The sequence below is a fragment of the Neorhizobium sp. LjRoot104 genome, assembly GCF_964253725.1.
Lineage (GTDB): Bacteria > Pseudomonadota > Alphaproteobacteria > Rhizobiales > Rhizobiaceae > Neorhizobium.
On record NZ_CAXURS020000002.1, the window covers coordinates 1,929,800 to 1,942,657 of the forward strand.

Genomic DNA, 12,858 nt, shown 5'->3' on the forward strand with positions numbered 1-12,858 from the left:
CATCCCGGCTTGAAAGGGTATGAACTGTCGACCCTTGCCGGGGATTCGCTAAGCAATTGGAAAACGGCTCACCCGCAAACGGAAACGTCCGTCATGATCACCGAGGCTCCCCGATAAGAGCCTCCGTTCCGCTAACGCCGCCCTCTCTCGGGTTGCTGGCTAACCCGGAATGATCTTCACCGAAAAGATTACCGACCATGGGGCGGTATAGCTGAGGCCTTCAAATTCCTGCGAAATCAGCGGTAGACGGAGAGGAAGTTGCGGCGGTGACCGGTGGCCGTACCTCCGCACCGCCTTCAAAAATGTGCTATTGCCAAACGACAGTTTACGCTTGTATGTTACATACAACAGAAATTCGGAGGAGTTGGTGGGAGTGGTGAGCGAGGATCAACTGCTGTCTAAACTGCGCCTTGAGCTTGGTGCCAATGCCGTTTTATCAGGAAACGAATTGCCGGAGCGCAATCGCACCGACTGGAGTTTTCTTCCAAGCGCCGAGCCCTTGGCTGTTGTCAGCCCCGCGTCGACCGAGGACGTCGCAGCAGCGCTGAAACTGTGCCATGAGGCGGGTGTCGCGGTGACCCCGCAAGGCGGGCTTACGGGTCTGTGTGGTGGTGCACGGCCGCTCGACGGGGGTATCGCCCTGTCGCTGGAGCGGATGCATGGTATCGAGGCCCTCGATCCCGTCGGCATGACGATAACGGTGCGCGCCGGCACACCGTTAGAGACCATCCAGAATGCGGCCGATGAGGCCGGCCTTTTCTTCTCGCTGGATCTCGGTGCGCGTGGCTCCTGCGCCATTGGCGGCAATCTCTCGACCAATGCCGGCGGCAATCGCGTGATACGTTATGGCATGGCCCGCGATCTCGTTCTCGGCCTCGAGGCGGTCACTATGGACGGCACTGTCGTCACGATGATGAACCGGATGATCAAGAATAATGCCGGTTACGACTTGAAGCAGCTGTTTCTCGGCAGCGAAGGCACGCTTGGCGTCATAACGAGGACGGTGCTCCGGCTGCATCCCAAGCCGGGATGCGTGCAGGCGGCCCTGTGTGTCGTGACGGGATACGATCAGGTTCTCGCATTGCTCGAAAGTGCCCGGCGCAGTCTGGGGCCGCTGCTGTCCGCTTTCGAGGTGATGTGGGCAGACTACTGGACGCTTTATGCCGATCACGTGCCCGGCGCCCGCCCACCCGTGTCACTCGGTAGCGGCAGCCATGTCGTTCTCGTTGAAATGCAGGGGCTGGACGAGGCGATAGACGGCGGGCGGTTTTCCGCCTGGCTGGAGGACATGTTCGAAAAGGGCGCGGTGGTCGACGGCGCGGTTTCACGCAGTCTTGCCGATCTGCAGGCCTTCTGGACAACACGCGACGCTGCCGCCGAATTTGCCAATCCGGATGTTGCCGGACCGCATATTTCCTTTGACGTCGGGTTGCCGGTCGGGCGCATGGACGAATTTGCCGGCCGGTCATCGGCGGCGCTTACCGAAGCCCTCGGTTGCCGCTCGGTTTACTATGGCCATGTTGGCGACGGAAACCTTCATGTGGTCGCCTGGGTCAAGGGCGCGGCACCCCAGCCGCTGCCCGCCGTCAGCGAGATCGTTTACCGGATCGTCCGTGAACTTGGCGGCACCGTTTCGGCCGAACACGGCATCGGAACACTGAAGAAACCCTATCTCGCCTACAGCCGCAACCCGGTCGAAATCGACCTGATGCGACGGTTGAAGTCCTGCATGGACCCCAGGGGACTGCTTAATCCCGGAAAGGTCTTCGACTGAAGAAACCGCGTTCAGGAGGATGAACGCGACTGCCACACACCCAAGGAGGAGAAATCATGTCTATCAAACGTCGCCACGCGCTGGCTCTTGCCGCAAGCCTTGTCATGGGCAGCCTGTATTCGGCTCCCGCTTTTGCTGAATGGCCGGATGGGGCGGTCACGATGGTCGTACCCTGGGGCGCTGGCGGTGGTACAGACGCCACCGCGCGGATGATCGCCAACCTGCTGCAGAAGCAACTCGGCGTACCGGTCCCTGTCGTCAACCGCACGGGTGGCTCAGGCGTTGTCGGTCATTCCGCCATTGCCGAGGCCACCCCTGATGGCAGCACCATCGGCATTGCCACCCTGGAGATCGGCACCATGCACCACCTGGGGCTGACCACGCTGGACTACAAGGCCTATACGCCGATCGGGCTTTACAACTCCGATCCCGCAGCCATCTTCGTGCGCGCCGACAGCGAATACAGCGATATGCAGGCTCTGCTGAAAGCACTTTCTGCCGCAGCGGATCGCGAACTCAAGGCGTCGGGTTCCGCACAGGGCGGGGTCAACCATCTCGCGCTCGCCGGCATGCTGGCAGCTGCAGGACTGCCCGTCGATCGGGTGGCATGGGTACCGTCCGAAGGAGCCGCGCCCGGCCTGCAGGATCTTGCTGCCGGCGGCGTTGCCATTGCAACGGCATCGATGCCTGAGGCCGAGGCATTGATGCAGGCCAAACGAATCAAGCCTCTTGCTGTCTTCTCGCCGGCTCGGCTCGACAAATATCCTGACGTTGCGACCTTTCAGGAGGCATCCGGATATGCCTTCGCTATGGGCTCCTGGCGCGGCATCGTGGCGCCTGCCGGCATCCCGGCTAATGTCGCGACCAAGCTCGGCGAAGCTTTGGGAAAGGTCGTCAGCGACCCCGCCTACCTGTCCTTCATGAAGGAGCGTGGGTATGCCACGCAATGGACGCCCGGCGAGAAATTCGAAACCTTCATGGCGAAATCGGATGCCACCCTCGGTGACACGCTGAAATCAGTCGGTCTCGCCAAGTAGTGCATGAAGCCCGTCTGCTTCAGCAGGCGGGCACCACCATTTCGGAGGGGGTTCATGAAGCTTCACGATTCGCTCATCGGCCTGATGCTGATTGCCTTCGGCGGCTGGGTCGTTTGGCAGGCACAGGGCTTTCCTGCGATGCCCGGTCAGATCATCGGTCCGTCGACATTTCCGACCCTCCTCGGCACTCTGTGCGCCTTGGGTGGCCTGCTACTCGTTTGGCAGGGCCGCAGAACGTCCCAGGGTGAGTTCGTCTGGATCCATGAAGGCTGGCGGATCGGCTCGCGGGTCGGCTGTGTTGCCGTGGCGGTGTTGGGCACCCTGCTGTTGGGCGTTACATTCGAGACTGTCGGCTTCCCGGTCGGGGGTACCCTGCTGCTGTCGGCGCTGTTCTACGCCGCGGGTCTCAGCCGACCGAAGTGGATCGCGGTCGCCGCACTCTTCGTGCTGACGGTGCATCTGGTGATGACGCGCCTTCTTTATGTTCCCTTGCCGTCCGGTCTTGTGAAGGGGCTGTTTTGATGTACGCCGACCTCGATACCGTCATCTCCCTGGTCTTCAACTGGAACATGTTGATCGTGATGGTCAGCTGTTCCGCATTCGGCCTGTTTGTTGGCGCCGTTCCGGGATTGTCGGCCACCATGGCGACCGCGATTTTGGTGCCGATCACCTTTTTCATGGAGCCGGTTCCGGCGATCGCCGCCATCGTCACCACGGCCGCCATGGCGATCTTCGCATCGGACATTCCAGCCGCCCTCATTCGCATTCCTGGCACGGCGGCATCGGCCGCCTATATCGGCGACCTCAATAGCCTGACCCTCCAGGGCCGCGTCGGGCGGGCGCTCGGTATTTCGGTGGTCGCGTCGGCGATCGGAGGATTGTTCGGATCCTCGGTCCTGATGCTGGCGGCGCCGCAACTGGCCGAGGTGTCGCTCAATTTCACCTCCTTCGAATATTTCTGGCTGGCCTTGCTCGGCCTCTCCGCCGCCGTCATGCTTGGTTCCGGTTCGTTGCTGAAGTCGCTGATGTCACTGCTGTTCGGGCTGATGATCGCGACGGTCGGCATGGACACCACCGCCGGTCATCCGCGCTTCACCTTCGGCCTCGCCACCCTTCTGGACGGCGTTGCCTTCGTGCCGGCGCTGATCGGGGTGTTCGCCATCCCCGAACTGGTGCGGACATTCGTCAACCGCGAACGGACGCCGCCTGCGGCACCTGTCGGCAATCCGTTTCGCATGTTTGACGGGCTCCCGGCCGTCCTCTGGCGCTACAAGACAAACCTGCTCCGAGGGTCGGTGATCGGCACCACGGTCGGCATCCTGCCCGGTGCGGGCTCCGACATCGCATCCTGGATCTCCTACGCAGTCTCCAAACGCTTTTCGAAACAGCCCGAGCTTTATGGTCATGGCTCGGAGGAAAGCCTAGTGGACGCCTGTTCGGCCAACAACTCGGCCCTGTCGGGTGCCTATGTTCCGGCCACCGTCTTCGGCATCCCCGGTGATTCCATCACCGCAATCGTCATCGGCGTACTCTATATGAAGGGCCTCAATCCCGGCCCACTGGTTTTCATCAACAAGCCGAACGAGGTGATGGCGATCTTCATCACCTTCTTCCTCGCCAATATTCTGATTGTGCCGTTCGGATTGCTGGCCATTGCCCAGGCCTCGCAGGTGCTGCGGGTGCCCAAGCTCGTGCTCGCGCCGCTTATTCTCGGTTTCTGCGTTGTCGGTGCCTATTCGATCAATGCGGCCGCCTCAGGCATTATCATCATGCTGGTGCTAGGGCTGTTTGCCTATCTCATGGAAGAGAACGGCTTCCCCGTCGCGCCCCTGATCCTCGGACTGGTGATGGGCCCGCTGGTGGAGCGGAACCTGGTGACTTCGCTGATAAAGGCGGATGGCGCTCCCCTCGTCTTTGTCGAGAGACCGATTGCCGCAGGTCTTGCAGTGCTTGTATGTGTCGTCTGGGCGGTGCCTGCCTTGATGCGCCTGAAAAAGGCAGGGATGACATGAAAAAAATCGCGCAGCCGCATTCACTGGCGGAGATCGCGGCCGCCCAATTACGTGAGGCGATCGTCACCGGACAGTTCCGTCTTGGTGAAAACATCTCCGAGGAAAAGCTGGCGCGGCAATTGGGCATCAGCCGCACGCCAATCCGCGACTGCATGGCCATCCTGTCGAAGGAAGGCCTCGTCGTCGTTCGTTCCAAGCGCGGTTCGTTTGTCTTCGAGACCAATGTCGCCGACATCGGCGAAATTTGCGACTACCGGCTCATGCTGGAACTTCAGGGCATCAAGGCGGCGGTCGGCAACGCGCGCGCAGCCTATCTCGCCAGCATGACGCAAATCTTGCAGGACATGGAAGCGGCACTCGGGCGGGGAGATAGCGTTGCTTACGGCACGTGCGATACTGCGTTTCATCAACTGGCCTTCGACCTGTGCGGCAATTCCTATCTGCGCGACGCCTACAGTCTGGTCGCCGGCCGCATTGCCGCCCTGCGCGCCAACATCACGGCACCCTATGACGACCGCCGGCGGGAGTCTTTCGGCGAGCACAGGACGATGGCGGAGATGATCGGCGCGGGAGACTTTTCAAACCTCGAGACAGCGATGTCTCGCCATGTCGGCCGAACGCGCGACGTTTACATCAGGGCCATCAAGGAAGGACATCTCGGTCCGTCCGTCCCGATTGCCGACGTCTCGGCTTGACGTCAATCCTTTCCTTGGAGATCAACATGCACCCTGCCGACAGCTTGAAGAACCTGATTTCGGAAAGAGAGATCATCATGGCGCCTGGAGCGCCCGATCCGCTGACGGCGCGACTGGTGGAACAGGCCGGTTTCCCGGCTGTCTACATGACCGGTTTCGGCGCCACAGCCAGTCATCTGGGCCTGCCCGACCTCGGGCTGATGAGCCAGACCGAAATGACGACCCACGCCCGCAACATGGCACGGGTGGTGACCATACCGATCATCGCGGATGCTGACACCGGTTACGGCGGACCGGGCAATATCCAACGCACCGTCCAGGAGTATATGCAGGCGGGTGTGGCGGCTATCCACCTCGAGGACCAGCAGCTGCCAAAACGCTGCGGCCAGTTGGCCGGCATAAGGTTGATTCCGGCCGAAGAAAATGTCCGCCGGCTAAAATGCGCCATCGCGGCCCGCGACGCCGGCAAGCTTCTGATCATTGCCCGCACCGACGCCCTTCCCGCTTCCGGAGCCGAAGAGGCTGTCCGCAGGGCCAACATGTATCGCGATGCGGGCGTCGATCTTGTCTTCGTCGACGGCATCAAATCTATCCGAGACATCGAGACGATTGCGAGGCATGTCGAAGGACCGAAGGTGGTGAGCATCGTTGACGGCAACGAGACAACCGATCTGACGGCAGCACATCTGGGGCAGATGGGTTTTCAGGTGGTGTTCTATGCCGTATCGACGCTGTTTTCGGCTGTTAGGGCCGTTCAGGACACACTTTCGGTTCTCAGGCGAGATGGCACGCCCAAAGCCCGGCAATCCGCCATGGTCACCTACCAGGAGTACAGCCAAAGCGTCGGCCTCGAGGATTTTCAGTCGCTCGACGATCGTTTTAGTTGAACAAGAAAGTCTTGACTCTTTACTGCTTCGACCGTGCCTGCGCTGGTCTCTGACCAGTTCTCGAAGTCAGTCGCCAATCCCGCTGGGCCAGATCAGGATTTGCCAATGAAAACCTCGATAGCCACCGTTTCCATTAGCGGCGAGCTTCCCGAAAAGCTGGAAGCGATAGCCAGGGCCGGCTTTGATGGCGTCGAGATTTTCGAGAATGACTTTCTCGCCTTCGACGGCAGTCCACGCGATGTCGGCCGCATGGTGCGTGATTTCGGATTGGAGATCACTCTGTTCCAGCCCTTCCGCGATTTCGAGGGCATGCCCGAGCCGTATCGGTCGCGCACCTTCGACCGGGCGGAACGCAAGTTCGATGTCATGCAGGAACTCGGCACCGACCTCGTTCTTGTCTGCTCCAATGTTTCGCCGGTATCGCTCGGCGGGATTGATCGGGCGGCGGCGGATTTCCGCGAACTGGGTCAACGGGCAGCCAAACGCGGGTTGAGAGTGGGCTATGAAGCTCTCGCCTGGGGCCGGCATATCAGCGACCATCGCGACGCCTGGGAGATTGTGCGGCGTGCCGACCATGCCAATATCGGGCTCATCCTCGACAGTTTCCATACGCTTGCGCGCAAGATCGATATCGGCTCCATTCGATCCATCCCAAAGGAAAAGATCTTCATCGTCCAGCTTGCCGATGCACCGCTGATCGACATGGACCTGCTTTATTGGAGCAGGCATTTCCGAAACATGCCGGGCGAAGGAGATCTGCCCGTCGCCGACTTCGTCGCTGCGGTCGCGGCGACGGGATATGACGGCTATCTCTCACTGGAGATCTTCAACGACCAGTTCCGCGCCGGCTCGCCCAGGGCCATTTCCGTCGACGGACATCGCTCGCTGGTCTATCTGGGCGATCAGGTGCGACGAAAGCCCGGTGCTGCTGCCCTGACGGTGCCGTCGATGCCGGACCGCGCTTCGGTGGCCAGCGTCGCATTCATCGAGTTTTCGGTTGGTGAGGGTGATGCCGAGCTGTTGATCACGATGATGTATTCACTCGGCTTCCGGAAAACCGCGATCCACAAGACGAAAAATGTCAGTGTCTACCAGCAGGGGGATATCCGCATTCTCGTCAACAGGGAAGAGATTGGCTTCGCCAGCGGTGCCTATGCCGTTCACGGCGCGTCGGCCTATGCCATGGCGTTAAAGGTCGAGGATACAACTGCGGCCATGGCCCGCGCAGTGGCTCTGGGCGCAGAGCCCTTCAGTCAGCCGGTTGGCCCCGGTGAGCTTGAAATTCCGGCGATCCGCGGGGTCGGCGGGACCTTGGTCTACCTGGTTGATGCCAAATCCAACCTCGGGCGCGTGTGGGAGATAGACTTCCAGCCCGCCGAAGACGAAGCCGCCCCGAATTCAGCGACACTGCTTGCGGTCGATCATGTGGCTCAGACGGTCGCCTACGAGGAGATGTTGACCTGGCTCTTGTTCTACACATCGATTTTTGAGACTAAAAAGTCCCCGGTGATCGACATCATCGATCCGTCCGGCGTGGTGCGCAGCCAGGTCATCCAGAACGATCAGGGGACGCTGCGCATCACGATGAACGGTGCGGAAAACCGACGTACGTTTGCCGGCCATTTCATTGCCGAGACATTCGGGTCAGGTATTCAGCACATCGCCTTTCGCACCGAGGACATCTTCGCCACGGCCGTGGCGCTTCGTAGCAACGGCTTTACAGCGCTGCCGATCTCACCGAACTACTATGGCGACATCGAAGCGCGTTTCGGTCTTGATCCCGCACTGACCGAGCGGCTCAGGGCTGACAACATCCTCTACGACCGCGACGAGCACGGCGAGTACTTCCAGCTCTACAGCGGCACCTACGGCGAGGGCTTCTTCTTCGAGATTGTTCAGCGCAACGGATATCAAGGCTATGGCGCCGCCAATGCGATATTCCGGATTGCGGCACTGAAGAAACAGATGAGACCGGAGGGAATGCCGAGAGTTTGATGAGCTAACGCAGACCGGGCGCTATACGAGACGAGGCGGCGTGGCCGCGATGGGTATTCCGTTTTTGGCTCGCCTGTCGATCAGACCAACAATATCATCCGGCTTGACCACTTTCCGGCTTCCGGCTCCGCCGTCAGGAGCTAGCGAAGGGTGCCAATGTGTCTATCAAGCAATCACGGTGTCTGGCGGAATTAGAGCGCGGCCGGTAGGATGAAATGTCTCTACCGGTTTTTGGGCGATACATGCGCGTTTTCTGTTCTACTGTGATTGTCTATCTTGCCGGAGCTCTTGCCGCCCATGCGGCCGACGCGATTACCTATTCCGGTTCCATAGGCTCCCTGCCGATCATTCTTGAATTGACATCACCGGGTCCTGATGGCCTTCGGGCGGGGCGTTATGCCTATCTCGCCAAGGGCGGTGACATTCCGTTGCACGGCATGAAGAGCGCTGGCGGGGGTACTCTGCGGCTCGCCGAGGAAAAGCCCTGCACCGAAACGCTCTGTAAACCCGCTGATGGTGACGTCATCGACGTCGCGCCAATCGCCGCGGAATGGAATTTAAGCACCGATGGTGGCGGACGGCTTTCTGGGACGTGGCGGGACAAAGAGACTGGCAAGACCTTACCGGTCAAGCTCCTCAAGAGGGGTAAGAGGGCTATTTCTCCCACGGAACCCGATCTGCTAGCCGCCCTCGATCCAAGCTATGCGCAAGCCGGTACCGACGAGCCGACGGTACTGACCAAAGACAGCCTGCCGTATGATTATTTGAAGATAGATCGTCCACTAAAAAAAGGCGTCGTTGAAGATTTCGGCGGTAATAGCTACCGGATGGACGAAGACAGCCGCACGGGGCTTTCCTATCCAGTCGTCCTGACGATCGGGAAGGTCAATCCGGCGCCCCTCAACCGCTATCTTTCGCAGCAGCGCCTGCAGTTCGCTCTCCCTGCTTTTTGGTGCATGGCGAAAGCCTATCTCGGCTTCGGCTGGTCCGGGCAGGATGCAGAAGGATCGACCGGATACGACGGTGGCGGTTCCGTAGCGGTTGAACATCTGACGACCCGCCTCATGGGCATCGCGGAAAATGGCAGCTATTGGTGTGGTGGTGCGCACCCTAGTAACTTCGGAGACCATCGTCTCGCCGATGCCCGCACGGGTAAGGCGCTCGTGCCCGAAACTCTACTTCGCGGCTGGGTCGCAACCAACAGGGATGGGGCCGTGGTCGATCCTTCCACGGTGGCTGACCCGTCGCTGCTCAGCTTTGGACCAAACGAAGACCTGATCCAGTTCGTTATCAAAAACCGCGACAAATCTGACGACGAGACGGAGAAGGACTGTGGCTTCGACGACCTCATTCGCAGCAATCTCGCTGTCTACTTCACCAAGGACAACCTCGTCTTTACTTTGAAGGGCCTGCCGCACGTCATATTCGCCTGTACCGAAGATCTGTTGCAGGTGCCCCTTAAGGATGCGCGTTCACTCCTCACAGATGTGGGTGTGGGATATTTCGAAGTGCTGGATCGCTAGACCAAGTTGGGGCAGCGTTTCGCTAACGATAGAGGGCCTTGGCCCTGACTGGATTCGAACCATCTACCCGATTCAACTTCAATGGGAGTTGCCTTCATGACAATTCCCGGGTGGTCTTGACGCCCTTGTTGAGTGAATTGCCAACGTACATACTGACCAAGCGCGAGATATGACCGGTTTCGGGTCCGAACCATCGCTTGTCCGGCACCGCACGCTCAGGACAGCACCTGTCGCGAGTAAAGGTGATCCTTCTAGTTCTATTCTGACCCTTACAGCGATTTCCCCGGGCTCTACCCCGAGATCGTGAGCTGCAAACCGAAGGTCGTTGCAATAGCACCTTCCGATCGCCAACCCTAGAAGTTGCGCACCATCGAAACCCAGCCCCATGCCCCCTGCCTTCCCATCAGGCCGATCGACAACCACAGTGTGGCCCCCGGCCCATCCGATGGCGCCCTCTGTGCCCGCAACATTTCGCAGTTCAACGACTGACTGGACCATGGCTTCCTCCTTGGCGTCCGCACAAAACGCGCGCCGCAAGTGCCACCCCGTCCACTAGTGGTGAATGACTAGACGAGGGAGGACATTGGACGGATTGCCAAGGTGAGCTCCGTCGCCAGTTGACTGTCCCGCCAACTTGCCCCGCATTTACCCAGCGGTAAGCCCTTGAGACGCTTATTTGAAGGCAATAGTATGTGCCTCAAATTCCGATTCCATGTCCTGCCGATATTTGCGCGCTCGCATAGTGAAAGGCGTCCTCAAAACCCTTTTGATTTTCGAAGCTGCGTCTGGGCAGAATGAAGGCCTACCGCTTTGATATCGGCAGCATGAGATAATCTTTCTCACGAATGATGCGTTTCACACTCGCCCAGGGAACGGTCGAATCTGCCACGTTTGACCTCACTTGGATGGCATCATCGCTGAAAGATATGGTGATGGTGGCGTCCGCGGACGCGATTTGCCGATAGGACAGAAACGATGCTCCCCATGCCAGCAAGTGCGTGGCCAGCGACACGAGCGCCACGACGACGAGGCCGGCAGGTAGCCAAAGCCAGGAACTGCTGTCAGCGACGGCGCTGTTCATGGTCAGTGGATTGTAGAGGTCGGTGAAGAAGCCCAGAAGACACCAGACGGAAAACAGCCAAAGAACCACCGTAACTCTGCTGCGGTGCCAGCGGCGACGGGTGAGCGCCCGCGCCATGGCGGCATAGTCCCACTCGGTCAGGGTGTAGGTGATCTGGAACGTAGGTTCGGCTTGCATTGAGATATCCGACGACAAATTGAAGGTCTAACATAAATCCTGATATGACTCGGGACTACCATTGCTGTCGCGGGATATGCAGGAAGGACAACCCAAGGCAGTGGTGAGAAATCCCAGCACTGTCGACGCGAGCCTTAGCTTGTCGGCTGAGACCGCGCGGATAGTTTGTGTCCGTCTGGATCGCGAAGATAGGCTACGAAGGCCCCGTTCGGGCGCTCATTCGGCGGGCTCTCGATTGACGTGCCGCCATGCCCGACACCAGCGGCGTGCCATGCCAGAACATGCTCGCGGCTTTGAGCGGCGATACCAATTGTGCCCCCATTGGCAATGGTGGCTGGCTTGCCGTCGATCGGTTTGGTGACCATCAGTCGATTGCCTTCGTGGACATAGATCAGCCTGCCGCGCGCATCCATCTCGCCAGGCTCCCCACCCAATGCGGCGAAGGTGGCGTCGTAGAAGTCCCTTGATCGCTCCAGGTCGTTGCTGCCGATCATGACATGAGTGAACATGGTTTTATCTCCAGTATGGTGTCCAACAAACTCGAATCCGACCTATGCGATTTACCGCTGAGGCATTCGAAAAGCGCCCGAATTTATAGGGGAGTGTCGCCAAGATGCAAAAAGCGAATGTCATTGTCGCGCATCCATGCCCTCGGACGACGCGCTCCGTCCCGTTCAATAACTTAGTCCCGTCAGTATGCTGCACCGGAGGTTGGCCCTACGTGACCCCGTTCCGCGGGATCTGATTGATCAAGATTTCAACATGACTTCCCTGCACAAACGAGTTAGCGGCAATTGGGCCAACAGCTGATGTTATTGATTGACAAGGGAAGACATTGAAACCTCCTCTGAATATTGCGCCCGTTGTGGCGTTCCTGTGCGCCATCTCCGGTTTGATGGCCTGTTCCACGGTGTCTGATGTGTCGCGTGGGCGGTGCGATACAGCAGCTGCGCTGGCGCTAATTGGGCAACCGAAGCTGACCGGCCAGACGGCCAGCAAACGAACTGGAGCAACCGTCGTCCGCCAGATCACCCCCGGCCAGCCCGCCACCCATGATTACCGAAATAACAGGGTGACCCTGGAGACCGATCCTGCCTCCGGGCGCGTGGTGAGGGCGATCTGCGGGTAAGGTCTCGACACGAAGTCCCCGGGAAGGTGTTCATAAACTAGGGGAGAACACGCCGCGAGATAACGTCAACGCGATGGAGAAAAACGTTTTGATCGAGAAAGCCCTGATCTACGGCACTTCGTCCCGCGGTCTTCTGGTGTTCGATGAGCCCGATTTTCCCGAAGTTCCTATTCAAGTGCCAGGAGGGACGGTCGAAGCCGGCGAGCAGGTGATTGACGCCGCCCGTCGAGAATTCGGCGAGGAAACAGGGCTGTTGGGCCGAACGGGGTTTCGGCTGCTGGGAGACAGCCATCGGCCCTTCGAGCGAGACGGGCATCTTCACAACCTTCATCGCACTTACTTTCATTTACCGTTGGAGGAAACGCTTCCTGAGACCTGGACCCATTTCGAGGCTACGCCATCTGGCGGTGGGGCGCCTATCTTGTTTCGGTTTTTCTGGATCGACATTGCTCTCGCGCGGTCGCGCCTTGACCTTGGCTCAGGAGAGATGCTCGATCGACTGCTATAGACGACAGGACCTGAACCAACCCGCAAAAACAACAATCCTC

At 59.4% G+C, this 12,858-nt stretch carries 13 protein-coding genes; 10 read left to right on the forward strand and 3 right to left on the reverse strand.

The features are described 5' to 3' along the window. Positions 1–376 precede the first annotated feature (376 nt). From ACSQ8R_RS31415 to ACSQ8R_RS31450, 8 genes are all read left to right on the forward strand, one after another. The gene (locus ACSQ8R_RS31415; protein WP_436257205.1) at positions 377–1,774 is read left to right on the forward strand and encodes an FAD-binding oxidoreductase; all 1,398 of its coding nucleotides are present in this window, start codon (positions 377–379) and stop codon (positions 1,772–1,774) included. Between the two features lie 56 nt (positions 1,775–1,830). Further along, positions 1,831–2,811, forward strand: a complete 981-nt coding sequence (locus ACSQ8R_RS31420; protein WP_436257206.1) for a Bug family tripartite tricarboxylate transporter substrate binding protein — start codon at positions 1,831–1,833, stop codon at positions 2,809–2,811. Positions 2,812–2,865: 54 nt separating this feature from the next. Further along, a complete protein-coding gene (locus ACSQ8R_RS31425) occupies positions 2,866–3,333 on the forward strand; it encodes a tripartite tricarboxylate transporter TctB family protein (protein ID WP_436257207.1) in 468 nt (155 codons plus the stop codon). Then, the gene (locus tag ACSQ8R_RS31430) at positions 3,333–4,823 is read left to right on the forward strand and encodes a tripartite tricarboxylate transporter permease (protein ID WP_436257208.1); all 1,491 of its coding nucleotides are present in this window, start codon (positions 3,333–3,335) and stop codon (positions 4,821–4,823) included. Before ACSQ8R_RS31425 ends, ACSQ8R_RS31430 begins: the two co-directional genes overlap by 1 nt. After that, positions 4,820–5,518, forward strand: coding sequence for a GntR family transcriptional regulator (locus ACSQ8R_RS31435; RefSeq protein WP_436257209.1), 699 nt, complete (start codon positions 4,820–4,822; stop codon positions 5,516–5,518). Before ACSQ8R_RS31430 ends, ACSQ8R_RS31435 begins: the two co-directional genes overlap by 4 nt. A 26-nt stretch (positions 5,519–5,544) precedes the next feature. Next, positions 5,545–6,405, forward strand: coding sequence for an isocitrate lyase/PEP mutase family protein (locus ACSQ8R_RS31440; RefSeq protein WP_436257210.1), 861 nt, complete (start codon positions 5,545–5,547; stop codon positions 6,403–6,405). A gap of 105 nt (positions 6,406–6,510) precedes the next feature. After that, on the forward strand, positions 6,511–8,400 hold the full coding sequence (locus tag ACSQ8R_RS31445; RefSeq protein ID WP_436257211.1) for a bifunctional sugar phosphate isomerase/epimerase/4-hydroxyphenylpyruvate dioxygenase family protein: 1,890 nt from the start codon (positions 6,511–6,513) through the stop codon (positions 8,398–8,400). Positions 8,401–8,615: 215 nt separating this feature from the next. Next, positions 8,616–9,923, forward strand: coding sequence for a hypothetical protein (locus tag ACSQ8R_RS31450; protein ID WP_436257212.1), 1,308 nt, complete (start codon positions 8,616–8,618; stop codon positions 9,921–9,923). A 78-nt stretch (positions 9,924–10,001) separates the two neighbouring features. Here the strand turns inward: ACSQ8R_RS31450 and ACSQ8R_RS31455 are convergent, their stop codons facing one another. The 3 genes from ACSQ8R_RS31455 to ACSQ8R_RS31465 all read right to left on the reverse strand — a co-directional run bounded on the left by ACSQ8R_RS31455 (position 10,002) and on the right by ACSQ8R_RS31465 (position 11,690). Then, positions 10,002–10,421: an OsmC family protein gene (locus ACSQ8R_RS31455; protein WP_436257213.1), complete on the reverse strand. Its 420-nt coding sequence runs from the start codon at positions 10,419–10,421 to the stop codon at positions 10,002–10,004. Positions 10,422–10,725: 304 nt separating this feature from the next. Continuing rightward, positions 10,726–11,181 (reverse strand): YcxB family protein, encoded by a 456-nt coding sequence (locus tag ACSQ8R_RS31460; RefSeq protein ID WP_436257214.1) that lies wholly within the window; start codon positions 11,179–11,181, stop codon positions 10,726–10,728. Between the two features lie 134 nt (positions 11,182–11,315). Continuing rightward, the gene (locus ACSQ8R_RS31465; RefSeq protein WP_436257215.1) at positions 11,316–11,690 is read right to left on the reverse strand and encodes a VOC family protein; all 375 of its coding nucleotides are present in this window, start codon (positions 11,688–11,690) and stop codon (positions 11,316–11,318) included. A gap of 386 nt (positions 11,691–12,076) precedes the next feature. On the opposite strand from ACSQ8R_RS31465, the gene ACSQ8R_RS31470 reads away from it, so the two are divergent. Together ACSQ8R_RS31470 and ACSQ8R_RS31475 are read left to right on the forward strand one after the other, a co-directional pair. Next, positions 12,077–12,310 carry an I78 family peptidase inhibitor gene (locus ACSQ8R_RS31470; RefSeq protein WP_436257338.1) on the forward strand — a complete coding sequence of 78 codons (234 nt, stop codon included), beginning with the start codon at positions 12,077–12,079 and terminating at the stop codon, positions 12,308–12,310. Between the two features lie 88 nt (positions 12,311–12,398). Further along, on the forward strand, positions 12,399–12,818 hold the full coding sequence (locus ACSQ8R_RS31475; protein ID WP_436257216.1) for an NUDIX hydrolase: 420 nt from the start codon (positions 12,399–12,401) through the stop codon (positions 12,816–12,818). Positions 12,819–12,858: the final 40 nt, after the last annotated feature.

Bases quoted from the DNA above. Each gene is read 5' to 3' on its own strand.
- ACSQ8R_RS31455 (WP_436257213.1), bottom strand. From the start codon at position 10,421: ATGGTCCAGTCAGTCGTTGAACTGCGAAATGTTGCGGGCACAGAGGGC.
- ACSQ8R_RS31460 (WP_436257214.1), bottom strand. From the start codon at position 11,181: ATGCAAGCCGAACCTACGTTCCAGATCACCTACACCCTGACCGAGTGG.
- ACSQ8R_RS31430 (WP_436257208.1), top strand. From the start codon at position 3,333: ATGTACGCCGACCTCGATACCGTCATCTCCCTGGTCTTCAACTGGAAC.
- ACSQ8R_RS31420 (WP_436257206.1), top strand. From the start codon at position 1,831: ATGTCTATCAAACGTCGCCACGCGCTGGCTCTTGCCGCAAGCCTTGTC.
- ACSQ8R_RS31445 (WP_436257211.1), top strand. From the start codon at position 6,511: ATGAAAACCTCGATAGCCACCGTTTCCATTAGCGGCGAGCTTCCCGAA.
- ACSQ8R_RS31465 (WP_436257215.1), bottom strand. From the start codon at position 11,690: ATGTTCACTCATGTCATGATCGGCAGCAACGACCTGGAGCGATCAAGG.
- ACSQ8R_RS31450 (WP_436257212.1), top strand. From the start codon at position 8,616: ATGTCTCTACCGGTTTTTGGGCGATACATGCGCGTTTTCTGTTCTACT.
- ACSQ8R_RS31470 (WP_436257338.1), top strand. From the start codon at position 12,077: ATGGCCTGTTCCACGGTGTCTGATGTGTCGCGTGGGCGGTGCGATACA.
- ACSQ8R_RS31425 (WP_436257207.1), top strand. From the start codon at position 2,866: ATGAAGCTTCACGATTCGCTCATCGGCCTGATGCTGATTGCCTTCGGC.
- ACSQ8R_RS31440 (WP_436257210.1), top strand. From the start codon at position 5,545: ATGCACCCTGCCGACAGCTTGAAGAACCTGATTTCGGAAAGAGAGATC.
- ACSQ8R_RS31435 (WP_436257209.1), top strand. From the start codon at position 4,820: ATGAAAAAAATCGCGCAGCCGCATTCACTGGCGGAGATCGCGGCCGCC.